Source organism: Rheinheimera sp. A13L (assembly GCF_000217935.1).
GTDB lineage: Bacteria > Pseudomonadota > Gammaproteobacteria > Enterobacterales > Alteromonadaceae > Pararheinheimera.
The window spans coordinates 75,576-100,966 of record NZ_AFHI01000023.1 but is presented as its reverse complement, the minus strand read 5'-3'; the positions used below and the strand labels follow the sequence as shown (position 1 = coordinate 100,966).

Here is a 25,391-nt window from a genome sequence, read left to right as displayed (position 1 = left end):
TAGTGATTATCCGTTAAGGTTACAAGCTTGCTACCCGAGGTATCCTTATGCAACAGTCAGGCAATACAGAATTAGCTGCAGAATTTGCTGATTACTTTCAAATTGAACACCAAACTACGGTCAATTTAGTACCTTTTCCCGCGCCTCTGCCGGACCAGGATGGTTTTTTACGCCTTATTCCTGACGCTTTTAAAATGACCAGTGAGTTAAGTCTGCTGAACAATTCGTCCATTCGAACTTTTAATGCAGTGAAAGATTTGTCCGTTGATTTGGCGCATTATTTACAGCAACAAGCCCGTAAACTGGATGCCTTAACTCATTATGTGTTGCGATCACAGGACGATCCGGCCTGCCGTTTTTTTACTTTTAGTTACGGCGGCTCTGGTGTGCAGGTGTGGATGGATAATCCTGTAGCTTTAGACCAACTCTATGAAGTAAAACTGTTTTTAGATAATAATGATGGCGCTTTATTTTGTTTAGGTCAGGTGCTGGACGTGACAGAACAGCCAGCCACAGAACCAGAACAAAAAACCGGTTATCTGGTTAAAATTCTGTTTCGCCGTATTCGGGATGAAGACAGAGATATGGTGGTCAGAGCCAGTTTGCATGAACAATCCAGACAATTAAAACGTAAAGCGGAACAACGCCAGTTGCAGGCTCAGCAAAGCCAGCAATAAAGCTGTTTCGTCAAAGCTGAACCCAAAACACTAAACCCAAACAACAAGACAGACCGTACAAAACACGGTCTTTTTATAACGAGTAAAGAATTTCCCTGATGATCCGCATTGAAGCATTACCAGCGCCTACCTCCAGCACCGATCAAAAACAATGGGGCCGCCTGTCCGGCGCTGCCTTGCCATGGGCCATTTATCAGCTGTATCAGCGCCAGAAAGGCCTTTATGTAGTTGTGGTACCAGACACCACCACAGCCCTTAGGTTAGAGCAGGAACTGACGGTGTTTTTCCATGAAAACGCGGCTGACGTCTGGACCTTTCCGGACTGGGAAACTTTGCCTTATGATGTATTTTCACCCCATCAGGATATTATTTCCCAGCGTATAAAAACCCTGTACAGCCTGCCGCGTTTACAGCATGGCATAGTGATAGTGCCGCTGAATACCGCCTTGTTGCGGTTAACCGACGCCAGCTATTTGCAGCAATACAGCCTGGTACTCAAAAAAGGCCAACAGCTGGATTTAACAGCGCTGCGTCAGCAACTGGCTGCTGTAGGATACCGCGCCGTGGATCAGGTGATGGAACATGGCGAATTTTCAGTACGTGGCTCTTTGCTGGATTTGTATCCTATGGGCAGTACTTTGCCCTATCGCATTGACTTTTTAGACGACGAAATTGACGGCATTCGCCTCTTTGATCCGGATAATCAGCGCACAGTGCAGCAAGTGAATGAAATTGAACTGCTGCCAGCCCACGAATTTCCACAGGATAAAGCTGCGATAGAACGCTTCCGTATTCGGTATCGTGAACGTTTTCCGGCGCGCAGCGAAAAAGAATCGCTCTATATGCAGGTCAGTCAGGGCCTGATGCCTGCTGGCATTGAATATTATCTGCCGCTCTTTGCCGAGCAATCTGCGCCTTTGTTTTCCATGTTACCCAAACAGACAGTGATGCTGGCAGTTGGTGATTTGGAAGCAGCGGCTGAGCGTTTCTGGCACGACTTGCAACGTCGTTATCAGGACAGAGCAATAGATTTACTTAAACCCATTTTAAAACCGCAGGAACTGTATTTAGCGGTCGATGAGTTTTTTGCTCAGTTAAAACAGTGGCCACGCTTACGTTTAAGCCGTGCTGAATTGCCAGAACGAGCCGGACAATCCAATGCAGCAGTGACTGATTTACCTGAACTTACCGTCAATCATCAGCTGAAAAACCCGCTGGAAAAGCTGCAGCAGTTTATTGTTGAGATCAAAAAGCAACAAGGACGGGTGCTGTTTTTTGTTGAATCTGAAGGCCGGCGCGAAAGTTTATTGCAGCTGATGCAACGCAATCAAATTCGCTTGCAGCAGTTTGCTTCGGTTGAAGAGTTTTTAACAGATCAGGTTGATTTAGGCATAGTGATAGGGTCTTTGGAGCAAGGTTGCTTACTCCAGGCCAGCTCTTTGCAATCAACAGCAGGCAAAAGCAAAGCTAAAGCTGGTGAAGAGCCTTTAGCTTTAGTCAGCGAAAACGAGCTGTTTGGTCACAAAGTGACCCAGCGCCGTAAACGCAAACACAGCCAGCAAATCTCCGGCGATACCATAATCCGTAATCTGGCGGAGCTCTCTGTTGGTCAGCCTGTGGTGCATTTACAGCACGGTATAGGCCGTTATCAGGGCTTGCAGGTGCTGGATGCTGCCGGGATCAGTGCTGAATTTGTCACCATTGAATACGCGGGCGCCAGTAAGTTGTATGTGCCTGTGTCTTCCTTGCATTTAATCAGCCGTTACACAGGTTCGGATCAGGACCATGCGCCGCTGCATAAACTCGGTAACGACACGTGGGAAAAAGCCCGGCGCAAAGCGGCAGAGAAAGTGCGGGATGTGGCAGCAGAACTTTTGGATGTTTATGCGCAGCGGGCCGCCCAGACTGGCTATGGTTTTAAACTTGAAGCCGACCAGTACGAGCTGTTTGCCGATGGTTTTCCTTATAAAGAAACTGTGGATCAGCTCGACGCCATAGCTGCAGTACTAAACGATATGCAAACCGAACGCGCCATGGACCGTCTGGTGTGTGGTGATGTAGGTTTTGGTAAAACAGAAGTGGCGATGCGTGCGGCTTTTGTTGCAGTCAATGACAATAAACAAGTCGCGGTTTTAGTGCCTACCACGCTTTTGGCACAGCAGCATTTTGAAAACTTCCGCGACCGCTTTGCCAACTGGCCGGTCAAAGTAGCGGTGTTGTCGCGTTTTATAAGTAGCAAAGAGCAAAAGCTGATACTGGAAGAAACCGAACAAGGCAAAGTGGATATACTGATAGGCACCCACAAACTACTGCAGGACGATATTCGTTTTAAAGATTTAGGCCTTTTGATTGTTGATGAAGAACACAGATTCGGCGTGCGGCAAAAAGATAAAATCAAAGCCCTGCGAGCCAATATCGATATTCTGACGCTTACAGCCACGCCTATTCCCCGCACTTTGAATATGTCGATGTCTGGCATGCGTGATTTATCTATTATCGCTACTCCTCCGGCCAAACGTTTGCCGGTCAAAACCTTTGTGCGTGAACATGAAGAAGGCCTGATCCGTGAAGCTGTGCTTCGGGAAATCTCCCGTGGTGGTCAGGTGTATTTTCTGCACAACGATGTAGCCAGTATAGAAAAAGCAGCCGCTGATTTAGCCCTGCTGTTGCCTGAAGCTTTAATTGGCATAGCCCATGGCCAGATGCGTGAGCGGGATCTGGAAAACATCATGGCTGATTTTTACCATCAGCGTTTTAATCTATTGCTGTGCTCGACTATTATCGAAACCGGTATAGATGTGCCAACAGCCAATACTATTATTATCAACAGAGCGGATAATTTTGGTCTGGCACAGCTGCACCAGTTGCGGGGCCGGGTTGGCCGTTCGCACCATCAGGCTTATGCGTATTTATTAACACCACCGCCAAAACGTTTGACTAAAGACGCAGAAAAACGGCTGGAGGCGATTTCAGCTCTGGAAGATTTAGGTGCAGGTTTCGCTTTGGCCAGTCAGGATATGGAAATTCGCGGCGCAGGCGAATTGTTGGGTGACGAGCAAAGTGGTCAGATTGAATCCGTAGGTTTTAGTTTGTATATGGAAATGCTGGAGCAGGCTGTAGAAGCTTTAAAAGCAGGCAAAGAGCCAAGTTTAGATGCACTTCTGACCCAACAAACCGAACTGGATATGAAGCTGCCTGCCTTGCTGCCGGATTCCTATATTCCGGATGTCAGCTTACGTTTATCCTTTTACAAACGTTTAGCCTCTTGTCGCGACGAACAGGAACTGGACGATGTACAGGTAGAATTGATTGACCGTTTTGGCTTATTGCCGGATGCCGCAAAAAACTTAGTCAAAATCACAGAGTTAAAAATGCAGGCGCAAGGGCTTGGAATTAAACGACTGGAAGCCAACAGTAAAGGTGGTGTGCTAGAATTCGCCGAACGGACTTCAGTGAACCCGTCTTACATTATTCAGCTGATCCAGACTCAGTCGAAAGTATTTAAATTGGAAGGCGGCAGTAAACTGAAATTTATCAAAGACTTACCTGATACCAATAGCAGATTCGCCTTCGTCAGCTTTATGCTGGATGACTTTGCTAAACATCAGACAGGAGCATCATGAAACATCTGCGTTTAACATCGCTGGGACTGGCTTTGGTTGGTTTATTCGCTACAACTACAGCCTTGGCTAACAGCTGGTATGAAATTGAGCTGATAGCCTTTAGCCGAAGCACCGACAACAGCTTAAAAGAGCAGTTTGAAGCCCCTGTAGCGGCGCTTAAAACCAGCAATGCGATGGATTTGATGCGTCCTTTAGTGCAACCTGCAGTGGCTGATTTAATTAAAGCTATACCAGCCTGCACACCAGAACAGGCTGATCCGACTTTGTCAGCCCCAATTCCTGCACAGCCAGTTTCTACCACTGTACAGCAGCAAATTCAGCAACTATTAACAGAACATCAGCAGAATAAACAGCCAGACCCCGTGGTGGCAGAAGATTCATTAGATGTGCAATTAGAACCAGAGCCTGTAGTCACTTCTTTATTTCAGCTGAATTTCCAGAATTGCCAGATGGAACAATGGGATATGGATGGTCAGTTAATAAGTCGGCCATTAAGTGCTGAAGAGCTGGCCTTACAGTTAGCTGCACCAGCGCAAATCCCTGTTACTTTTACCGGCGATGGCATTGCAAAAGATACCGCTTATCTGGTGGGGCCCAATGATTTACAACTGAAAAATCTGGCCTACCAGTTACAACGTGAAGCAGGCAAACAATTGCTGCTACACACAGCCTGGCGTCAACCTCTGATATCAGGCCGTAACAGCCGCAGCCACTGGTATGCTGGCTCTTACCATGCGGATGAAAATGCAGAAGCAGGTCAAACTGTTGATTTAATGCAGCAAGTGCAGCAACAACTGGCCGCAGTGCAACAAGGTCAGAGCAGCTTGCAACTTTGGTTCAGTCCGTGGCAATTTGACTCTTTAGTTCAGTTACGTTTAGGTCGCTTTATTCAGTTTGATGGCACTTTTTATCTGCGCCAGAGCGAAGATACAAAACAGCCGGCGCAACTTGCTATTAAACAAAGTGCCCGCTTAACTTTAGGCCAAATTCATTATCTGGATCATCCACGTTTAGGTGTGATTATTCAGGTGAAACGCTTTACACCGCCAGAGTCAGCTGTGGCGGCAACACTTTAAACACTTAAATAACACAAGGAATCTGTTATGAAAAAAATCGTAGTTTTGTTAGCTGCGCTGAGCCTGTTAGGGGCATGCAGCAAACTGACGCAAGACAATTATGATCAGGTGAAAGCCGGTATGACCTACAATGAAGTGACCGATATTTTGGGAAAAGCGACACATTGTGACGAAGCTGTGGGCACTAAAAGCTGCCGCTGGGGTGATGATGCGAAAAATATCAAAATCACCTTTTTAGCTGACCGCGCTACTGTATTCTCTAACCACGGTATTCAGTAATCACTGGTATTAACCCTTATCAAGGGGCGTTTTATTGCCCCTTTTTCCTGCGTAAAGCCTCCTGATGTTTCAACTTCGTTCTTATCAACAACAAGCTGTGCAGTCTGTTCTGGTGCATTTCAGGCAAAAACAGGATGCGGCTGTGCTGGTATTGCCCACTGGTGCAGGAAAGAGTTTAGTCATCGCTGAACTGGCACGACTGGCGCGTGGCCGGGTGCTGGTATTGGCTCATGTCAAAGAGCTGGTTGAACAAAACCATGCCAAATACCAGAGTTATGGCTTAGAGGCCGCTATTTTTTCCGCCAGTTTAGGCCGCAAAGAAACGGCGGCCAAAGTGGTGTTTGCCTCAGTGCAGTCGGTCGCGCGCAACCTTGCTGAATTTACTGAGCAGTACAGCTTATTGGTGATTGACGAATGCCACAGGGTGGGCGATGACGAAGACAGCAGTTATTTAAAAGTCATTCGTGCTTTACAAGCCCAAAACCCGGATTTAAAAGTATTAGGATTGACAGCCACCCCCTACCGCTTAGGTTCAGGCTGGATTTATCAGTATCACAGTCGTGGCCTTATCCGCACCACTGAACCACGTTTCTTTACATACTGTATTTTTGATTTACCTATCCGGTTTTTATTGGCTGAGGGTTATTTAACACCTGCAGTACTAATGGATGCGCCTGTACTGAGTTACGATTTTGCCGGTTTAAAACCAACAGCCAGTGGTTACTTTAAAGAAGCCGATCTGGATTTGCGTATCAACCAGCAGCAACGTGCCACGCCCCAAATTATTCTGCAAGTGATACAACAGGCTCAAAGCCGGCAGGGCGTAATGATTTTTGCAGCTACTACTGCCCATGCCCGCGAAATTTTGGGTTATTTACCGGCCGCTGAGACTGCATTGATTTTAGGCGACACCCCGCAAAAAGATCGGGATGTACTGATAAACAGCTTTAAGCAAAAACAACTGAAGTATCTGGTGAATGTGGCCGTTTTAACTACAGGTTTTGATGCCCCTCATATAGATTTAATCGCTATTTTACGGCCTACCGAATCTGTCACCTTGTATCAGCAAATTGTTGGCCGTGGCCTGCGTTTAAGCCCTGGTAAAACCGATTGTCTGGTGTTGGATTATGCCGGAAACCGCTTTAATCTGGAGCAACCTGATATAGGTGAATTGAGGCCGGAACCAGGTACTGAATTGGTGACCGTGCCCTGCCCGCTCTGTGGTTTTTTTAATAACTTTTGGGGCAAAACTGATGACAGAGGTGTAGTGCTGGAACACTATGGTCGTCGCTGTCAGGGCTATAAAGAGGATGAACAAAAAAAGCCTCAAGCCTGTGGCTACCGTTTTAAAGCCAAGTTTTGCCCGGACTGTGGCGCTGAAAACGATATTGCCGCCCGCCACTGCGGTGACTGTGGTTTGGTCTTGGTCGATCCGGATAAAAAGCTCAAAGAAGCCTTAAGTTTAAAAGATGCCTTAGTGCTTTATGTCGCACGAATGCAACTGCAAAGTCATCAGAGTAAAGAAGGCAAAAGCTCACTCAAAGTCAGCTATTTCTCCGCTGACGGCGCAGAAATAGCCGAATACTGGAGTTTGCAAACCAAAGCACAAAAACAAAAGTTCTTAAGCTTATTTGTACCCCCTCATCTGGTAGACAGACACAGGGCATTTAGTGAAGCGACAGTCAGTAAAGTGTTGCAACAGGTTCACAGATTCCAGCCCCCCGCTGCCATCATAGCCCGTAAGGATGGTCGTTTTTGGCAAATTCGTGACAAGCTGTTTCAAATTCAGGGCAAAGAAACAAGCTAATTCCCCTGATCTGGACAAAATGAAAAATTCTTTTGTTTTGCTACTGGGCAAAGCCAACAGAATTCGTTAATAATCGGAGTGTCCGTGTCTGGTCTGACAGCAATACTGCACACAAAGCCAGTTCTCCTTTTTTGTCACAAGGTTACAGTTTATGTCAAACGAAAACGCATTATTAAGTTTGCTGGTCGAAAGAATTCAAAACGATACCCTGGTGCTGCCAAGTCTTCCCGAAATTGCTTTACGGATCCGCAGAATGGCGGAAGACCCAAATGTAAATTTAAACCAGATGGCGGATATTATTTCTCACGATCCGGCCATGTCAGCCCGTATGATGAAAATTGCCAACAGTGCCTTTTTAGGCCGTTCAGTACCCGTCAGCTCTTTACAACAGGCTGTTACCCGCATTGGCCTGCGATATATCAAAAACATCGCGACAGCCATGGCTCTGGAGCAGTTGTTTGTTTCTCATTCCAGCCTGATTAAAGACATGATGGGCAAAGTTTGGCAGGACACACTGGAGGTAGCGGCTGTTGCTTTGGCTACCATGCAGTTATACAACAGTCGTTTGAAATCCAGCCCTGTTAACTTTGATACCATGACGCTGGCTGGCTTAATTCACAATATAGGGGCTTTACCCATTCTGACTGAAGCGGAAAAACATCTGGAGCAGTTTGGAGATAAAGACTTTATTACTGGCTGCATTACCGATCTGGCCGGGGGTATAGGTGGTAGTATTTTACGTAAATGGGAATTTCCGGATGAGCTGATCGAAGTGGCAGAGCTGTGGAATACCAGATTGCCTCATATGGATAAAGTAAATTACCTGGATTTTATTCGTATCGCCACTATTCAAAAAGGTTTTGCCAAAGACAAAACTGAAACCCGTATAGCGCTAAAACCTTTTGCTGACAGAGGGTTAATTACCGATGTTAACTTCAGCCACAGCCCTGAGTTCGTCGCCCTTTATCAGGATATGAAACAGCTGTTTGTTTAATTGAAACTGGTGTCAGAGCCTGAAGCTCTGACACCAGTTTTTTAGTTAAACAACTTTTGATGTAACTCTTTTACCACAGCTGCAGCTGAAGCATCCTGTACTAAAAAGCACAGGTTGTGACGTGAGGCGCCGTGGCATATCAGCCGCATATTGATCTGTTCCAGGGCACTGAACAACTCGCCTGTAACCCCTTTAGCGCTGTGCAGATGATTACCAATAACGGCAACCAGACTTAAACCCTGCTCTACTGACACTTCACAGAAACTTTTTAGCTCTTCAAGTGCAGGTTCAATCGCTGAATGAAAAGCACTGCCCGCAGATTCGTCTAAAGTTAATGCCACGGAGATTTCTGAGGTGGTGACTAAATCAACCGATATCTGATGACGGCTCAGAATATCAAAGACTCGGGCTAAAAAGCCTGCGGCATGCAACATTTCCGGGCTTTTTACCGTGATCAGTGTCTGAGATTTACGTAGCGCTATGGCACGGTACGCAGGTTTATGTTCGACAATTTTAGCAATCCAGGTACCGCCCGCTTCAGGTTCGCGGCTTGAACCGACAAATACTTTGATATTACGGCGCATGGCCGGAATTAAGGTTGCAGGGTGTAACACTTTAGCGCCAAAAGTAGCCATTTCAGCCGCTTCATCAAAGCTGATTTCATTGATACAACGGGCTTCTGACGTTAAACGGGGATCTGTGGTAAATATACCCACTACATCAGTCCAGATTTGCACAGTAGCGGCATTTAATGCTTCACCCAATAAAGCAGCACTGTAATCAGAACCCCCCCGGCCTAATGTGGTGGTTTGCCCCGCTTCATCGGCCCCAATAAAACCTTGAGTGACCACAATGTTTTCACGCAGTAAAGGTAATAAATGAGTTTGAGCTAAATCAGCAATCACACTGACTTGGGGTTCGCCTTTCCCAAAACGGCTGTCGGTGCGAAGCACGCGGCGCACATCAAAACACTGAGCTGCAGCGCCTCGTTCCACTAAAACCTGAGTAAATAACACTGAACTTAAGCGTTCACCAAAAGATTGGATCAAATCTTTATGAGCACCGGAATAAACAGCCCCACCAGTTTCAATCAGGTTACGTAAATCGGCAAGCAAGCTGTTGATTTGAGCGGCCACAGTTTCAGGCTGCTGCAACGCATTTAATACAGCCAGCGTAATACGCTCTATGCCTTCAAATGAGCTATAACGGGCCTGTACTTCGGTTTGTTTAGTGATATCGACCAATAAATTGGTCACGCCCGAACTGGCACTGACAGCCACCAGACGGATAGCAGGATCGGCTAACACAATATCAGCACAACGGGACATAGCCTGAAAATCGGCCACTGAAGTTCCGCCAAATTTGGCGACAATAAGTTGATTAGACATTCGAGTCTCTCCTTATCAATAAGTCATAAGGCAGAGCATGGCATTTGCAGGCAGTAAATAAAGCTGTAGTGCAGGCATGATGCTGCATACAACTGATCACGGACACACAAAGGCCAGAAGCTCTCCACCACAAAAAACAGGTGACAGTCGTAAGGATTCAGCCTTAGCAACCGGACGCACAGCAGCTACAGCTGTTAGTCCTCGGCGTTAATCCCCCTCAAACATCCTGCGGCTTGTAGCGGCCTGAGATGTTCTACCTGGTTAACGCTCCTCTTCTGGTCTATACCCGTCGTACTTGAAGCTGCAGCTTTGTTGACTGCGTGCCCTTGCCCCAGTCACATAGGACTACTATGCTCCTGGGGTCTCACGCACTTGTCGTCGCGCTGCAACTTCAATTACTTAGGGTATAATCCCCGTCGTTCTTGAATACGGGTGGGGGTAAACCCCGCCCCTACACATCGGGTATATCACAATCACGTATGATTGACAGCGCTGAGCTTAAGTGACTTTTTTACAAAAGGCAACAGCCGTTTAGCCGTCTTTTAAAAAAAACTGTAATTAAATTACAGTTTTTTATGGTTAAGCCAAAGCAAATTGGCCAATAAAATACACGCCAACATAACCCAGGCTATAACAACCCAATAAATATCCAGCCATTTTAAAGTAAGTGCCGAAGGTAAGTTCTTTGACTTTACTCATCGCGATAATACCTGCTGCTGAGCCTATGATCAGAATTGAACCACCCACACCAGTGGCGTACGTTAAGGTCAGCCATTCCGCAGTTGTCATGGTTAAATCCGCTTTTAACAGCGCTGCGGTTAAAGGCACGTTGTCGATCATTGCAGACAAAATACCCATCAGATAGTTGGCTTGCACCGGCTCTAAATACTGATACAAGTGAGTGATATTGGTCAGCACACCAATTTCTTTCAAAATACCAACAAGCAACAAAACGCCTAAGAAAAACAATAAGGTGTCAAACTCAACTTCACGGATGTAATGCAGAATATTTACACCTGTTTTTTTACGCAACAAGAACTGAGCAGCCAGAAACATCACACCTAAACCAAACAGAAAAGTCAGTACAGGTGGGATTTGGAACAGGATGTTGAACAACAGCGTTGAACCAATAGTAGCCGCAAAAATACCAGCAATAATCACGTCAGTTTTCTCTATTGGCTTAGGAGATTTTTCCAACACAACTCGGCCTTTCATTTTTCGTGATAACAAAATCGCCAGCACAGCAACGGCAAATAAAGATGGCAGGATCAACAGTAACAGATTGGTTATTGTTACTTTACCGCCTAAAAACAACATCAGAGTGGTCACATCCCCTGTGATCAATGACACACCACCACTATTGACGGCAAAGATAATCAGAGTGGCATACTGAATACGCTTTTTCGCTTCCAGCTTAATGCTGCTGATCACCGCAATAGACACCAGAGTCGCAGTGACGTTGTCGGCAAATGACGAGAAAAGAAAGGCAAATACTGCAACAATAAACATCAATCGGCGTTCAGACAGTTCTGCAGGTAACAAACGCTGCACAATTTGGGAAATAAAACCTTTGCTGTTCAGATAAGCAACAAAAGTCATAGTTGACATCAAAAACAACCACAAAGTGGCGATTTCTAATAAGTTATGATTCAATTGCTCAGTAATTTCGGCACTTGTAGCGCCGTGCATTGGAAAAATAAAAGCGAGGATCCAGCAAAGAGTACCGAAAAAAAGTGTCGTTTTTGCCTTGTTTACGTGGATAATATCCTCTATAACGATCATCACAAAGGCTATTGCCACCAGAGCCAAAATTACTGCGCTTACCATGATGTAGTACCAGCTTTATTGTTGTGGAAAAGGAAGGAATTTGCGGGGCGGTATTCTACCAGCCCCAACAAGATGCCACTACCCTACCAAAGTCACATTTGTGAAATATTTATGAAAGAAAGGACAAATGATAGCGCCACGTAAAATTATCCGCTGCTTAGATGAGCACTGGACTGTCATTGAACAGTTGGTCGAACGAAGTGCCAGCGGTAACTTCAGTTTCCAGGATGTACAGCATCTGATCCTGCGCCATAACAATGGCCTGAGCAGTGAACAGGTGTTCCGTGAAGCCCAGCGTTTTTTGCAACTCGAAATTCTGATCCCTTTGGCTAAATCCAGTCAATTGGAGCTGAATCGCTCTGTGCTGGAATTTGCTCAGCAGTTAATGCAGGAACAGCAGCTTGGGTTAGCGACTGATATTGAAAGTCGTATTTTGGAATTAAACCGTTTATCAGAACGGATGAAAGAGGCAGCACAAAGCCGCGACAGCAGCGAATTGCGTCGTTTCTCCCGTGTGATGGATGAACGTATTCGTGAGGTATTGAAGCACTTTGGCCAGAACGAAAGCGCCATCTTATCTTTGGTCGAGCGGGCTAAAGCCGATGAAGGAAAACTAAGTCTGGCACGCCGCTACGCAGCAGTGATGGATGCTTTTGATGACTATATAGATCCAGTCTTAGCCCTGGTCGACATCAACGGACCTTTTCAGAAAACTGTGTCCGATGTGGAGGCGATGCTCAGCGAGTTGCTGCAAGTCATTGAAGTGACTGGCACACTGAACACTGAAAAAGAAACCTTAATTCAGCTGCGCACCCGTTTAATTGAAATGAATCAGGTAGGCCGTGAAAGCTTAAGTCGTTGTGCTGATTTGTTAATGCCGCTTAGAGACGAGCTGCGTCGCAATACGTTGTTATCGCGCAACGCCAGCTTCTTATTGGGTCAGATGCGCAAAAAAGGCATAGAGCTGACACTTGATCCTTTAGTGCCGCACATCAGTTCTGACAGTCAGCGTTTCTCTTTAGGTTCTGCCAATCAAATCACCAGTTATATGGCTGAGCTGTGCCAGTACGAACACGATGCCTATCAGTTGCCTGAAGAAATCCTCAGTAATCACAGCATGCTGATGCAGGTGCCTGAACTTAAAGATGTGGTTCACAAAGCCAAAGCGCTGAAAAAGCTACCGGATTTAAGCCGCTGGTTGGCCGACAGTTACCCTGAACTACCAGTGGACGAATTGCTGTTTTTATACCAGGAATTGTCGCGCTCTGATGAGCTGACACTGCAGCACAGCGACGAACACTCTGAATTGACACTCAATGGCTATAAGCTGACCTTACACCCTTTTCAAAGCAGCGAAGCCGGGACTAATTAAATGCAATTAAACTTAGATGAACTGACCCAATTGGCTGAAATCAGCAAAAAGTTGTCGAACGGTTACCACATCAGCGAACAGGATTTTGCCTTGTGGCAAGAGCTGGATCTGCAGGAAGACTCTTATTCCGCTTTATTTGGTGCCTTAGGCAATACATTAAAACGCGACAGCCGCGGTTTCTTTTATTTTGAAGTGGATGACGCCACCGCCAGTATGGGCAAAATTTCCAGGCTTTTTGCGTTAACTTTATTTGCTTTGGTCGAGTTTTACGCCGACAAAGGTCAGGACCCACTGCGCGCTTTGTTTGAACATGAAATTACCACAGAGATTTGGGGCCAGCTGTTACAGCAGCAGTACCACTTATTTGAACAACTGGAAATTTTCTCAGTGACCGATATGAAACGTGAAATCGCCAACCGCTTATTACGTTATGGTCTGGCACGGCCAAGTGGCGATCAAATCAAATTATTATCCCCTGTGTATCGTTATTTAGACGCGCTGATGGATGTGGATCACAGCGCTGTGGCAGAGGAGAAAGCTGATGTCTGAGTTAATAACAGAGCAAAAAGCTGACAAAAAATCAGAGCTGTATGGCTTAACTAAACTGGCACTGCTAAACACCGCAGGCTATGCCAAATGTGTGATCCCGCTGGATGATTCCTCTTCCATTTGCGCGCCAAATAATACGGGCAAAAGTTCGGTGATAAATGCCCTACAGTTCCCGCTAATCAACGATTTGCGCTTAACTGAATGGGATGGTCACGATTTAGACGAAACCCGTAAGTTTTACTTCGGTACAGACCAAAGCTACATACTGCTTGAAGCGAACTTACCAGACGGCCCTGTGGTGATTGGTGTAGCAGGTCGCGGCAAAATTGCAGGTTATGCTTTCCAGTATTTTTGCTACAAAGGCAAACTGGATTTAACCCATTATTTAGATGGAAAAAGCTATGTTCGCTACAACAAGCTGGACCATCATTTACGCAGTTTAGGTTTTGACCCTATTGAGCTAAAACAGTCAGAACTGAATGCCATGCTGACGGGGGGCGCCACACCTTTTGACAGCCGCATTAACCTTCGCATGATCCCACTGGCGAACGTGTCTGATGCACCAGTGTATAAAGATATTTTCCGCCGTATTCTGAACCTGCACCGCTTAACTGCTCAGGACGTCAAACGTTTGCTGTTGCCTGTATTTGCCCGGCATTTAGGTGATCCTAAGGTCGACTTTTATCAGGTCTGGCATAACGCCTTTGAAAAGGTCAATAAAGACAGACGTGAACTGAAAGCTTTAGAAAACCAGCAGGAAGCAGTCACAGCATTGGAAAGCCTGCTGGAAAACCGCTCTGTACTTAAAGGTCGTTTAGCCACTTATGCGCCTAAGCTGGATGTGGCTTTAACTGAATTCCATAGCTACTTTGACGATCAGCAAGATATATTAAACGAGCAGCTCACAGGCTTATTGGCAGAAAAAAGCCAGTTGGAAGAGCGTCAGCGTTTGTATGTTGGCCAAATTAAAGAATTGTCGGGCCGTCAGCAGCAGTTACAGCAATGGTTTGGCGAATTTGATGGTCTGTCACAAAAATTCAGTTTAAGTAATGAAGCAACCTTACAAACTAACTTAAGCAATATCCGTGCGGCTTACGAGCAACTCAGCCACAGCTTACAAGGTGCCAGTCAGGTCAATGCCACCACTCTGGCTCATCAAAAAAGCCAAAGTGCCAAACAGCTGCAAAGCTTAAAACTGCAACTGAAGAACCTGGAATTTAACCTGTACTCCCGCTTACGCGAAGATTTAAGCTTGCCGGAAGTACAGCAAATGACCCGTATTCTGAATCCGGATTTATTGTCGCTTTCTACTACGGGTGGCGGTGATATTGAAATTCTGGACGATGCTTTGTTTTCAGAGCAGCTGGAGAAAATTGCCGATTGCTTTAAACAAGGCAAATTGCATTTACCAGGTGTGGTGATAGACCTGCATCATCTGCAGCCGGTAGAGCAAAATAGCTTAGAGAATAAAATCCAGCTGAAAGAACAAATTGATGCGCTGCAACAAACCTTACATACGCTGGAGCAGCAACTGGCAGTGGCTGGTGATTTAGCGGGTAAAACCCGTGAAAAAGACCGTTTGTATCAGGATTTATTACAAGCCGAAGAAGACATTAAGAAGTTTGGCCGCTACCAGCAGATGCTCGAATTCAGTGACGAGCAACAAGCGCTGCAGTCAGAGCTTGAAATTGAAGAGGACAAGCTGCAGGAACAACTAGCCGAAGTGCAGCACAAAGCCTCTACCCTGTCTGACCGCCGTAATTTAGTCGGTAATAAGCAGGAACAAATTAAACGTCAGGCTGAACGTATTGAGCAGGAGAAAAAAGAGCGGATCGACTTCCAGCTTGATTTCTATTCCGGCAAAGTCACACCTTATCCTATTGAAGTGACCTTGGATTTTGATAACTTAGCTGACGTATTACGCGACTTTAATAAGCAGTGTAATGAGCTGAAACTCATCGACGTGAATATCAAAAACACCTACTTGTTTATTTTTAACGCTGGTATCACTAAGTTTGAAGTTGAATCCGATGAAGAGCTGAAGTTCCAGAAACTCATCAGCGCTTTCCATCATTTAGACAAAGAACGTGAAGCCATTGAACGTCGTGCCCGTGTGGCGCTGACTGAAGTTGCCTCCACACTCAAAGGCTTACGCGATGATTTAAACCGTCTGCACCGGGAGCTGAACAGCTTTAACCGCGGTATTTGGCGTCATCAGATCTCCAACCTGCAGGATTTTAAAATTGAAATTGTTGACCGTGCTTTATTGGTTGGCCATATAGATACCATTCTGACGACATCAGAAGCTTATCAGCAAGGGGATACGCTGGACTTATTGGCCCCCAATGCCAGCAGTAATGAGCGTGAAGTGCAGGCCGCGAAGGATTATTTGATTCAGGCTGCCAGTGAAAAAGGTGGTTTAACTTTATCTGACTTATTTGATATTCGTTTTAAAGTGGTGAATCGGGCCGGTGAAGTAGAGTTCTTCGATAAGATTGATTCAGCTGGCTCCAACGGTACCCGTATTACTATTAAGTTATTGTGCGGTATGTTATTTATCCGCCAGTTATTGTCCGAGCGCGAACGCGGTAAATACCGTATTCCAATTTATATCGACGAAGCAGCCGATATTGATCCGCATAACCAGCAGGCGCTGATCGAAACCGCGCTGAACTTTGGTTTTGTGCCAATTTTTGCGTCGGTAAAACCTCAGACCTCATGCCGTTATATAGTGCCAATCCGCACTGTGGCGGGTGGCGCGCAAAACTGGGTCGATGAAAAAGACTGGATTTTATGTGAAAAAATTCCGGTAGCGGGTGAAATTGAAGAACAAGTTTCGACAGTAACAGAACCTGCCTGATCCTAAACACAACATCAGCTCAGCCGTTTCAGCACAGAAAGCGGTTGAGCTGATGGTCAGATGGCGTCAGCTTTCCGCAGATAAATAGTACCCTATCCCTCTTAAGGTTCTGATGTAACTCTCACCAAAAGGCTCATCGACTTTTTTTCGTAAACGCCTGACATAAACATCGACCACGTTAGTCAACGGATCTTCATTAATACCCCACACCGTTGCCAGCACCCGCTCACGACTAAATACTTTTTGGGGGCTGGACATCAGTAGCTCGAGCACAGCCAGCTCTTTGGCGGTCAGCTGCAGCAGTTGGCCTTGTCGTCTGGCCTGCATACTGTCCAAATCTAATTCCAAATCACCTACTGTCAGTTGGCGCCGAACCGCAGCAAAAGGATTACGTTTAGATAACGCCTCAATCCTTGCTAGTAATTCTTCAAAAGCAAAAGGCTTCACCAGGTAGTCATCAGCACCAGCTTTTAAACCATCCACCCTGTCAGAGACTTCAGCCAAAGCCGATAACATCAGTACCTTTACCGGCAACTGTTGGGAACGTATTAACCGGCATATTTGTAAACCATCCATTTTTGGCAGCATCCGATCCAGAATCACCAGCTGTGGTTTTTGCGCCAGTAATACAGGTAAAGCCTCACTGCCATCGCCGACCCAATCGACAAAATAGCCTTCGGCTTTCAGTCCCCTGATCAGAAAGTCTGCCACCTTTTTTTCATCTTCAACGATCAGGATATGCATGCGTTTTCCTCTTCCACTAAAGGTAAAATAACTCTGACACAAGTACCTTGTTGATCATCGCTGCTGACTGTCAGCTCTGCATGCTGGCTTTGTACTAAGGTCTGACACAATGATAAACCTATCCCCAGTCCGTCAGGCCTGAGCTGGCGGGCATTATCTGCTCTGAAATAGCGGTCAAATACATGAGGTAAATCACCAGGCAAAATACCTATGCCATGGTCCTGCACCCGAATAACACATTGCTCTGCCACTGCAACACTTAATTCAACCTGTTGCCCTGTACTACTGTACCGCACTGCATTATCGAGGATAATTTGTAATGCCTGCAGCAACTTATCCAGATCAAGCCACAACAATTCTGTGGCTGCGTTATCAGGCAATTCTGCACACTGGATCTGCACTGACTGGCTGGCAGACAACTGCCGGGCTAATGCAGTGATCTGTTGCCATAACTCGCCAAGGGTCAAAGTCCGAGGCCGCAACTGTAGTTGTTGTGCGCCTCGCACCAGCATCAGTAGATCATCAATACGACTGGATAACTGCACACTGGTTTGAGCTATCCGCAGCAAGCTATCCTTGTAAAAATCAGCGGTTTTGTCTGCGCCACGCAGACTGATTTCGGCCTCCCCCCGAATCGCTGTCGCAGGAGTACGCAACTCATGGCTAACATCAGCCAAAAAACGTTGCTGTTGCTGTTCTGCATGCTGTAGCTGTTCAACCGCATGTCGCAATTGACGGGTGCGCTCTGCGACCTCAAGCTCAACTCTGCGGGTATGATCTTCTTCTTGTTGTCTGGCCCGCTCCAAACCTGTAGCCATCAGATTAAAGCTACGGGCGAGCATGCTGAACTCAGCCGGCCCCTGCTCTGGCAAACGGTAATTCAGTTGGCCATCAGCCAGAGCTGAAGTGCCTGTCAGTAACTGCTGCACTGGCTGATACAAAGCTCTGGATAACACAAGTGCAAGACTCACAGCACAAGCCACGCCAAACAAAGACACAACCACGACCAGAACTTTGACCTGTTGCAATGCTGTTGCCGCTTTTTCTTCGGCTTGCTCTGAGCGCTGGCGTTGTAATTCAATAGAGTCAGCAATCAGATGCTTCAAGTCCAGTCCTTCCAGATTATCGAAAGTTTGGATCAACAACCGCCATATTTGCGCTTCATGCTCGGGTCTGACTTGCTTATTCTTTAAACTTTGCTCCAAAGCTGCGACGTTCGTCTCAAGAATAGACAGGGACTTCAACTGCTGGCTTATGGCAGCAAAGTCATCAGGATGTTCCGACAAACGCTGATCATGTTGCAATAAGGTATTTAAACCAGCCAAACTTTGCTGCATTTGCCCAAGGTATTGATCCCGTTGCTCGACAGTGCTGTCTTTGGTCAATAACGATTGGGCAAGCCAGACTTTAAGCCGCTGTTTATCAGCTCCAAGTGTAATAAATTCAGCCAGCATCTGATTGGCAACCCGACTGCGCTCTACATGATAACTGGCCACACCGGAAGCCCATATCGCAAGGCCAGCCTGCACCAGGGTGATTGCCAGCAACAAAAAAAACGCAAGATACAGTTTACTTCGAAACACAACGCCTCCGAGTTAGCGCCTTCTATGCTGACAGAGTAATGCAAGTCATGCTCAAAGGCTGCTTTGTTCATCTGTTTTTAATCTTCAGTGCAGACAAACTTCATGTTAGATGCAGCCAATTGCACAGCTGACTGGCCGATACTGAACCCAGACCAATGATTGAATAGAGCAAGGAAAAAATATGAACCTTAAAATGACCAGCATACTTGGACTGACTTTTGTAGCCTGGTGCGCTCCACTGGCCTATGCCAACACAGCCATCACGCAAGCCGAGTTAAAGGCGGCTCAGGACGCCTGGGGGCAAGCACTGATCCAGATCAGCGCTGATTACGAAAAATCCGGACTTGAAAAAGCAAAAATCACCGCAAAAACTGTGCTGGACACAGCTTATGGTTACAACATCACTCCTGTGTTATTTAAGCCAACCCTGGCCACAGGTGCACAAACTTTCCGTACCACCTATCAGGGAGCCCTAGCCTATTTTGTTGGCGATGACAAAAACTTTCCTGCAGACACAGGTTTTGCACTCAAAGGCTGGACAGCCTATGACTATAAAAACGCCGCGGTTTATATCCATGGTGATATAGCGTTAACCACGGGTCATGTGATGCTGACGGATAAAAATGGCAAAGTCACCACTGTAGATAAAAGCTGGGGCTTTAAAAAAGATGCTGATGGTAAATTACGCATAGTACTGCACCACTCGTCTTTACCTTATCAACCTTAGTAGCACGAACAGGTTAGAACGGTATTAACTCCAGAGCTTGCCCACTGGAGTTGATACCGAAAAATGTTGAGCCACCTGAGCCTGAAACAGCTCAGCACAGGCAATAGCGTCTGTCACCGCATGATGAGGTTGATAAGCCGGTAGTTGATAACGCTGACGGCAATCGGCAAGACGTAATGAAGGCTGCGACTGTTTGGTCAGTTGACGCCACCAGCCCTTGAGGCCTGACTGAGTAAAACCTCGTTCTAACGCAAGAGTGTCGATCATCGGGAAAACAACAGCTTCTTTTAAGCGACTCATCACACCATGGTACAAAAACGCCCGTTCAATAGGCAGATGATGCACCAGCACCACTTTTCCGGCCAAAGCCTGTAACAAAGGCTCTATATAAAGTTCTAAATCAGCAGCCTGCGCTATGGCACTGTCGGTAATACCATGCACTATCACTGAACTTTCATTGAGCTTTACTCTGGGTTTGACCAAATAACTTTGAGCTTTACTGCTTTGAATACGCCCTAATGTCAGCGGTACCAGCCCTATGCTGACAATGCCGTCACGCACCGGGTCCAGCCCTGTAGTCTCAAAATCTAAAGCGACAAAAGAGACCTCTTGCAAAGCAGTATCAGCAGCTACTGCGCCTGCCTGATAAAAAGCCTTTAATCTGGCATCTTTGGTGGATAACTCCAACTGCTGCATAGTTTTTTGCCAGTTGTTGCTCAGAAGCTGCAGTGGATCTGTTTTTAACTCCTGCTTTTTCAAATAAAACATACCACCTCCGTCATTGCCGTCCGCCGGGGTAACGAAACTTCAGAAACTTTTGTGCGTAACTCAGAATTTGAAAGGCTTCTTTTAAGGTTTTACGTTCAAACGCAGACAGCTCTTCAGGTTTAACTTTATTGTCTGCGGCTCTGCCCGCTTGTAAGGATTTGGCTTGCTGGCGAATTCGTACCATAGCTATCACTTCCAGCGCATCTAACAAATCATCGGCCCTGCCCTTAGGTAATATGCCAGCCGCTTTGACAGCCAATAAACGCTCATAGGTATTGGTTGCAGTACAGCCAATAGATAAAGCATGCACTCTGACCAGATCGGCCAATGGCGCTGTACCTCTGCGTTTGATATCCAGTGAATTGTTTTGCTGGCCGTCATTTTCCAGCACAAAATCTTTAAAAAAACCTAAAGGTGGAGTCCGGCTGATGGCGTTACGGGCCATACAGGCTAAAAAATCCGGATTGGCTTTCACTTGCCGCCTGATTTGTTGATTCAGCTGATCAGCCCAGCGTACCTGGCCCCAAACCCCTTCTAAATCAAAAAATATACCGCTGTTGAGCAATCGCTGTGCATCTGGTTTTTCAATCCAGTCAGTGAAATACTGCTGCCAGACTCGTAGCGGCTGTCTCCATTGGCTATTGGTGGCCATAATATCGCCACTGCAATAGCTGTAACCACAAGCGGCCAGACCATCACAGACAAACTGAGCCAGAGCAGCAAAATAATCCTGATGCAACAGAGGGTCGTAGTCATTGTGCAGCACCAGCGCATTGTCCTGATCTGTGACAATCAGCTGTTCGTCCCGAGCCATAGAGCCCAAGGCCAAAAAACAATAAGGCACAGGCGGTGGCCCCAATTGTTGCTCTGCCAGCTCCAGTAAACGTTGCTTAAAACTGCGGCCCGTCACCGCCATAGCAGCACCAATCATTCTGGAGTTAGCATCTTCATTGACCATACGGACAAAACAAGAGGCCAGCTCAGTACTCAGGCTTTGTAGTTCAGCCACAGTCTGCTGGCGGAAAATGCTGCTGACAATGTAGAGGCTATTTTGCGATTCATAACGGATCACATCGGCAATAGAGATAATACCCAGCACTTTACCCTCTTCAAGCACGGGCAAATGATGCACATTGTGACGTAACATCAGTAACATGGCTTCAAACACAAACTGGTGCTGCTCTATACAGACCAGTTCAGTGGTCATTACCACAGCCACTTTCTGCTGATAATCCAACCCGGCCGCTATCAGCCTGTTGCGTAAATCCCTGTCTGTGACTATGCCCACCAAAGCCGCATCTTTTGACTGATCCGCCACAATCAACAAGGACGACACCGACTCTTGTTGCATCAATTGAGCAGCCTGCTGCACTGTGGCATCTGCGGCTAAAGTCACAGCAGCTCTGCCAATCAACTGGCGAACTTCTGAGCTCATTAACTCATTACTGTTTTTGTCTGAAAGAACGCCGCTCTTTTTGCGTTGGGTATCGCCTATCTCGACATAATCTGCAAAGACCTCATCCGATTTGTACAGCAGTTCAAAACACTCAGCGGGAATAAAATAGATCAGGCTGTCTTCCAATGCTGTTGCAGGAAAAATAACGGTTTTATCACGCAACAAACCTTGCTCAGCGAAAATACCGCCTTCGCTAAGTCGGTTGTACAAGACGCCATTGCGCCTGTAAGTTTCGACTGCACCACTGCGAACCAGATGCAAAGCCTGTAACGGCTCACCAAAACGCAATATCGGCGTACCGGCTTTAAAATAACCAATATCTACCTGCATCGCAGTCTGGTGCAATAAATCATCCGGCAGTTCTTTAAAAGGACTGTAACGCTTTAAAAAATTCAGAATTTCTATCTGTTCTATCTGCATTCGCTTGCCTTATCCATGAAAAGCGGAGGAGTAACCTCCTCCCACTTTCAGCATACTGCGGTTAACTACGGGGCTCAGATCTCAGCCCTATCACCACAGACACACAAGAGGCTAATAACACCAGGGCAAAAGGAAAACCTGTCGAGACTGCCATGGCCTGCAATGCCACCAGCCCCCCACCCAGCACCAGCGCTATAGCAACCAAACCTTCGAACGTACACCAAAACACCCGCTGCGCCACAGGCACATTCACTTTACCTCCAGCCGCTATGGTATCTATCACCAGTGAGCCAGAATCCGAAGAGGTGACAAAAAACACCACCACCAGCACTATGGCAATAAAGGAGGTGATATTGGCCAGTGGTAAAGCCTGCAGCATTTGAAATAACTGCAGTGGCAATGCTGCAGAGACCGCGGCCTGATAACTGTCTTGTACCAGTTGATGAATAGCTGTAGAACCAAAGACGGTCATCCATAATACACAAGCTAAGGAAGGTACCAGCAGCACTGAAATTAAAAACTCGCGCACAGTACGGCCTCTGGATACACGAGCTATAAACATGCCAACAAAAGGTGACCAGCTAATCCACCAGGCCCAATAAAAGGCTGTCCAGCCCTGCAGAAAATTGCTGTCTTCGCGCCCAACCGGATTGGCAAGAGCAGGCAAATACTGCAAATAAGCCCCCAGGTTATCCAGCACACCACTTAGGATCACCAGCGTTGGTCCAAGCACAATCACAGAGAGCAACAGCGCCGCCGCCAGCACCATATTGATTTCAGATAAACGTTTTACTCCAGCATCAAGCCCTGCCACCACGGAAACCAGAGCAATAAGGGTGATCACCACCACCAGCACCACTTGGGTTGTCAGGCCTTCAGGCACTCCAAATAGCAGATGCAAACCGGCTGCGGCCTGAGCAGATCCCAGCCCAAGTGAGGTCGCCAGACCAAACAAGGTGGCAAACACCGCCAGAATATCAATGCAATGCCCTGGCCAGCCCCACACCCGCTCTCCTAATAATGGATAAAAAACTGACCTGATGGTGAGTGGCAAACCTTTGTTAAAGGAAAACAGCGCCAGCCCCAGCGCTAAAATGGCGTAAATAGCCCATGGATGCAGCGCCCAGTGATAAATAGTGGCCGCCATGCCTAATCGTGCAGCTTCAACCGGATCGCCTGCAGCTCCAGCCAGTGGTGCCCAGTCAGTACGAACGCCATTTTCCAGTACTGGCCCGCTTAAAGCGCTGCTGAAATGCGATAAAGGCTCGGACACGCCATAAAACATCAGCCCTATGCCCATACCAGCAGCAAATAACATCGAAAACCAGCCCAAATAGCTGTAATCAGGAGTTGCTTCTGTGCCGCCCAGTCGCACTTTACCCAGAGGCGATACAATCAACACCAAACATAGCAGCACAAAAATATTGGCCACGCTGATAAAAAACCAGTCCAGATTGCTGGTCAGCCAGCCACGCATAGCGGAAAACACCGGCGCAGCCTGACTTTGAAATACCAGGGTAATAATCACAAAAGCCACAATACTCAAGCCTGAGATCAGAAACACCCTGTTATGGATATCCAGGCCAAAAGGGCCAAGTTTCACCAGAATATTGTCTTGCCCCACCTGGTAGTCGGTGTCGATAGCATTGACCCTGCCATCAGGGATCATCGGATCTTTTTGTTCGTTCATTCTGTACCTGCTGTAGTTTTAGTGTGCGCCTACACGGGTCACCAGCCTGATTGACCAGTTAGTGCGGATCACGCGGTTAAAAATGTCGCAAAAAAAGACCGGCTAAAAGTAATAGCCAATATTGATATTAAAGCGTTGCTCCTCGTCACTGCTGTCTCCGGCCATACTGCCACCGACAAAAGGCTGGTTACGGGCATGCACATAATCCACGTAGGTAAAAAGTGAACCTGCTGCAATAGAAAAACCTGTCACATTCATCAGTGTGCTGCGGCTTTGATCAGATTTGTCATAGACCAGACTGTAGTTGTTATAAAACTGCAAATCAGTAACAGGACCCCATTGCACTGGCAAATCGTAGGCCAGGTTGACTGTGGCTGATTTTGCTTCTGCAGCGATGGAGTCATAAAAACCATAAGCCCCTACAGCGATACGCTCTATACCATCCAAATCATAATGATACTGGCTATGTTGCAGTTGCAACTGCCAGCGCTGATAACGGCTGTTCAGATGCAAAGCAAAAGCCTGATAATCGCCGGCGTTATGCACACCATCGTGCAACTTGCCGGAGAGCGCAGAAAAACCAAGTTCAGTTGTTAACTGGCCCTCTGTCAGGTGATAACCAAAACGGCTGACAAAAGTATTGGTTTCAGCCAACGCCTGAATAGGCTCGCCGTAAATATCTTCGGTCGCACCACGAGCGCCGACTATATCGTAGGAATAGCGGTCGGTTTTATCTGAGACATAACCATCTATGCCACCGAGTTCATCGTTTTTGAAAAAGCCGATATCCAACTGCCACTGATCAGAAATCTGCCGTTTAAACAGCAAGCCCAAATCGTGGTCATCTTCTAAACCCAGGTAATAGTTACTGCTGAAGAAGTAGTTATTTGAGTTGTAAGGCCAGTTGCCAAAAGGCACCTGAGTAATACCCAATTGGGCTTGCCACAGCTCATCCAACTGATAAGCAACATAAGCCTTTTTTACCGCCGTCATATAGTCAAAAAAACGAATTTCAGCATTTAAGCTGACATCCCCTACTGTGCCGCGAAAATCCAGCCGCAGCAGGTCAAAATCAAAATCACCACCACGATTTTTATTGCCCTCATCATAAGAGGTATGACTGAAGTTTGTCCGTACAGCACCGCCAATCTCTATACCATCAGCTGATTTCTGTTGCTCTGCAGCAGCGGTTTCCTTGATGCTTTCGCGTTCAGCTTCTGTTTCAGAAGCTTGCGCCAGGCGGCTTTCCAAAGCCTCGACCTGAAGTTTAAGTTGTTGTAGCTGCGTAGCTAAATCCTGCTGCTCTGCGCTGTGTAAAGTATCAGTTGCATACACAATAGAAGGACAGGCCGCTGCGATAGACAGAGCCAGAAGTGTGGGCTTGACCATTGAATAACCTTTGGTAAGTAGTGAGAAGAAATACCCAAGTACCAGAAGCCGCTGTGTCGACTAAGCCGTTGTTGCCTGTCTGCGACAACCATTACTTTGGGCATATAACGCTTTTATAGGGTAACGCAGCACCAAGCTCAGGCCAAATTTGCAGCGGAAAAA

The 25,391-nt window shown here is 46.7% G+C and carries 18 protein-coding genes and 1 riboswitch; of the genes, 10 read left to right on the top strand and 8 right to left on the bottom strand.

Going from position 1 to position 25,391, the window contains the following annotated elements; genetic code table 11:
* The first annotated feature begins 47 nt into the window (after positions 1 to 47).
* The 6 genes from RHEIN_RS12915 to RHEIN_RS12890 all read left to right on the top strand — a co-directional run bounded on the left by RHEIN_RS12915 (position 48) and on the right by RHEIN_RS12890 (position 8,456).
* A complete protein-coding gene (locus RHEIN_RS12915) occupies positions 48 to 677 on the top strand; it encodes a hypothetical protein (RefSeq protein WP_008899417.1) in 630 nt (209 codons plus the stop codon).
* A 98-nt stretch (positions 678 to 775) separates the two neighbouring features.
* Positions 776 to 4,300 carry a transcription-repair coupling factor gene (gene mfd / locus RHEIN_RS12910; RefSeq protein WP_008899416.1) on the top strand — a complete coding sequence of 1,175 codons (3,525 nt, stop codon included), beginning with the start codon at positions 776 to 778 and terminating at the stop codon, positions 4,298 to 4,300.
* Positions 4,297 to 5,376 (top strand): DUF2803 domain-containing protein, encoded by a 1,080-nt coding sequence (locus RHEIN_RS12905; RefSeq protein ID WP_008899415.1) that lies wholly within the window; start codon positions 4,297 to 4,299, stop codon positions 5,374 to 5,376. Before mfd ends, RHEIN_RS12905 begins: the two co-directional genes overlap by 4 nt.
* 27 nt (positions 5,377 to 5,403) lie before the next feature.
* Positions 5,404 to 5,655 carry a hypothetical protein gene (locus RHEIN_RS12900; RefSeq protein WP_008899414.1) on the top strand — a complete coding sequence of 84 codons (252 nt, stop codon included), beginning with the start codon at positions 5,404 to 5,406 and terminating at the stop codon, positions 5,653 to 5,655.
* A 64-nt stretch (positions 5,656 to 5,719) separates the two neighbouring features.
* Positions 5,720 to 7,462 (top strand): DEAD/DEAH box helicase, encoded by a 1,743-nt coding sequence (locus RHEIN_RS12895; protein ID WP_008899413.1) that lies wholly within the window; start codon positions 5,720 to 5,722, stop codon positions 7,460 to 7,462.
* A 151-nt stretch (positions 7,463 to 7,613) separates the two neighbouring features.
* The gene (locus RHEIN_RS12890) at positions 7,614 to 8,456 is read left to right on the top strand and encodes an HDOD domain-containing protein (RefSeq protein ID WP_008899412.1); all 843 of its coding nucleotides are present in this window, start codon (positions 7,614 to 7,616) and stop codon (positions 8,454 to 8,456) included.
* A 41-nt stretch (positions 8,457 to 8,497) separates the two neighbouring features.
* On the opposite strand, the gene lysC is transcribed toward RHEIN_RS12890, so the two are convergent.
* A complete protein-coding gene (gene lysC / locus RHEIN_RS12885) occupies positions 8,498 to 9,844 on the bottom strand; it encodes a lysine-sensitive aspartokinase 3 (RefSeq protein ID WP_008899411.1) in 1,347 nt (448 codons plus the stop codon).
* Positions 9,845 to 9,953: 109 nt separating this feature from the next.
* Positions 9,954 to 10,127, bottom strand: a riboswitch (Lysine riboswitch).
* A 296-nt stretch (positions 10,128 to 10,423) separates the two neighbouring features.
* A complete protein-coding gene (nhaD, locus tag RHEIN_RS12880) occupies positions 10,424 to 11,671 on the bottom strand; it encodes a sodium:proton antiporter NhaD (protein WP_008899410.1) in 1,248 nt (415 codons plus the stop codon).
* A 127-nt stretch (positions 11,672 to 11,798) separates the two neighbouring features.
* On the opposite strand from nhaD, the gene RHEIN_RS12875 reads away from it, so the two are divergent.
* The 3 genes from RHEIN_RS12875 to RHEIN_RS12865 are packed head-to-tail and all read left to right on the top strand — an operon-like array spanning position 11,799 to position 16,452.
* Complete coding sequence (locus RHEIN_RS12875; RefSeq protein WP_008899409.1) at positions 11,799 to 13,043, top strand: hypothetical protein; 1,245 nt, start codon at positions 11,799 to 11,801, stop codon at positions 13,041 to 13,043.
* Positions 13,044 to 13,592 (top strand): condensin complex protein MksE, encoded by a 549-nt coding sequence (locus tag RHEIN_RS12870; RefSeq protein WP_008899408.1) that lies wholly within the window; start codon positions 13,044 to 13,046, stop codon positions 13,590 to 13,592.
* Positions 13,585 to 16,452, top strand: coding sequence for an ATPase (locus tag RHEIN_RS12865; protein ID WP_008899407.1), 2,868 nt, complete (start codon positions 13,585 to 13,587; stop codon positions 16,450 to 16,452). The genes RHEIN_RS12870 and RHEIN_RS12865 overlap by 8 nt, the downstream gene beginning before the upstream one ends.
* Before the next feature lie 66 nt (positions 16,453 to 16,518).
* Here RHEIN_RS12865 and RHEIN_RS12860 read toward each other — a convergent pair whose 3' ends face one another.
* Together RHEIN_RS12860 and RHEIN_RS12855 are read right to left on the bottom strand one after the other, a co-directional pair.
* The gene (locus tag RHEIN_RS12860; RefSeq protein ID WP_008899406.1) at positions 16,519 to 17,196 is read right to left on the bottom strand and encodes a response regulator transcription factor; all 678 of its coding nucleotides are present in this window, start codon (positions 17,194 to 17,196) and stop codon (positions 16,519 to 16,521) included.
* Positions 17,184 to 18,779, bottom strand: coding sequence for a sensor histidine kinase (locus RHEIN_RS12855; protein ID WP_008899405.1), 1,596 nt, complete (start codon positions 18,777 to 18,779; stop codon positions 17,184 to 17,186). Before RHEIN_RS12855 ends, RHEIN_RS12860 begins: the two co-directional genes overlap by 13 nt.
* Positions 18,780 to 18,960: 181 nt before the next feature.
* On the opposite strand from RHEIN_RS12855, the gene RHEIN_RS12850 reads away from it, so the two are divergent.
* A complete protein-coding gene (locus tag RHEIN_RS12850; protein WP_008899404.1) occupies positions 18,961 to 19,506 on the top strand; it encodes a hypothetical protein in 546 nt (181 codons plus the stop codon).
* Positions 19,507 to 19,530: 24 nt separating this feature from the next.
* On the opposite strand, the gene RHEIN_RS12845 is transcribed toward RHEIN_RS12850, so the two are convergent.
* The 4 genes from RHEIN_RS12845 to RHEIN_RS12830 all read right to left on the bottom strand — a co-directional run bounded on the left by RHEIN_RS12845 (position 19,531) and on the right by RHEIN_RS12830 (position 25,229).
* Positions 19,531 to 20,274: a 3'-5' exonuclease gene (locus tag RHEIN_RS12845; protein WP_008899403.1), complete on the bottom strand. Its 744-nt coding sequence runs from the start codon at positions 20,272 to 20,274 to the stop codon at positions 19,531 to 19,533.
* Between the two features lie 10 nt (positions 20,275 to 20,284).
* Positions 20,285 to 22,150, bottom strand: a complete 1,866-nt coding sequence (locus RHEIN_RS12840) for a putative nucleotidyltransferase substrate binding domain-containing protein (protein ID WP_008899402.1) — start codon at positions 22,148 to 22,150, stop codon at positions 20,285 to 20,287.
* 61 nt (positions 22,151 to 22,211) lie between these two features.
* The gene (locus RHEIN_RS12835; protein ID WP_008899401.1) at positions 22,212 to 23,840 is read right to left on the bottom strand and encodes a BCCT family transporter; all 1,629 of its coding nucleotides are present in this window, start codon (positions 23,838 to 23,840) and stop codon (positions 22,212 to 22,214) included.
* A gap of 102 nt (positions 23,841 to 23,942) precedes the next feature.
* Positions 23,943 to 25,229 (bottom strand): porin, encoded by a 1,287-nt coding sequence (locus RHEIN_RS12830; RefSeq protein WP_008899400.1) that lies wholly within the window; start codon positions 25,227 to 25,229, stop codon positions 23,943 to 23,945.
* Positions 25,230 to 25,391: the final 162 nt, after the last annotated feature.

Bases quoted from the DNA above. Each gene is read 5' to 3' on its own strand.
- RHEIN_RS12915 (WP_008899417.1), top strand. From the start codon at position 48: ATGCAACAGTCAGGCAATACAGAATTAGCTGCAGAATTTGCTGATTAC.
- mfd (WP_008899416.1), top strand. From the start codon at position 776: ATGATCCGCATTGAAGCATTACCAGCGCCTACCTCCAGCACCGATCAA.
- RHEIN_RS12905 (WP_008899415.1), top strand. From the start codon at position 4,297: ATGAAACATCTGCGTTTAACATCGCTGGGACTGGCTTTGGTTGGTTTA.
- RHEIN_RS12900 (WP_008899414.1), top strand. From the start codon at position 5,404: ATGAAAAAAATCGTAGTTTTGTTAGCTGCGCTGAGCCTGTTAGGGGCA.
- RHEIN_RS12895 (WP_008899413.1), top strand. From the start codon at position 5,720: ATGTTTCAACTTCGTTCTTATCAACAACAAGCTGTGCAGTCTGTTCTG.
- RHEIN_RS12890 (WP_008899412.1), top strand. From the start codon at position 7,614: ATGTCAAACGAAAACGCATTATTAAGTTTGCTGGTCGAAAGAATTCAA.
- lysC (WP_008899411.1), bottom strand. From the start codon at position 9,844: ATGTCTAATCAACTTATTGTCGCCAAATTTGGCGGAACTTCAGTGGCC.
- nhaD (WP_008899410.1), bottom strand. From the start codon at position 11,671: ATGGTAAGCGCAGTAATTTTGGCTCTGGTGGCAATAGCCTTTGTGATG.
- RHEIN_RS12875 (WP_008899409.1), top strand. From the start codon at position 11,799: ATGATAGCGCCACGTAAAATTATCCGCTGCTTAGATGAGCACTGGACT.
- RHEIN_RS12870 (WP_008899408.1), top strand. From the start codon at position 13,044: ATGCAATTAAACTTAGATGAACTGACCCAATTGGCTGAAATCAGCAAA.
- RHEIN_RS12865 (WP_008899407.1), top strand. From the start codon at position 13,585: ATGTCTGAGTTAATAACAGAGCAAAAAGCTGACAAAAAATCAGAGCTG.
- RHEIN_RS12860 (WP_008899406.1), bottom strand. From the start codon at position 17,196: ATGCATATCCTGATCGTTGAAGATGAAAAAAAGGTGGCAGACTTTCTG.
- RHEIN_RS12850 (WP_008899404.1), top strand. From the start codon at position 18,961: ATGAACCTTAAAATGACCAGCATACTTGGACTGACTTTTGTAGCCTGG.
- RHEIN_RS12845 (WP_008899403.1), bottom strand. From the start codon at position 20,274: ATGTTTTATTTGAAAAAGCAGGAGTTAAAAACAGATCCACTGCAGCTT.
- RHEIN_RS12840 (WP_008899402.1), bottom strand. From the start codon at position 22,150: ATGCAGATAGAACAGATAGAAATTCTGAATTTTTTAAAGCGTTACAGT.
- RHEIN_RS12835 (WP_008899401.1), bottom strand. From the start codon at position 23,840: ATGAACGAACAAAAAGATCCGATGATCCCTGATGGCAGGGTCAATGCT.
- RHEIN_RS12830 (WP_008899400.1), bottom strand. From the start codon at position 25,229: ATGGTCAAGCCCACACTTCTGGCTCTGTCTATCGCAGCGGCCTGTCCT.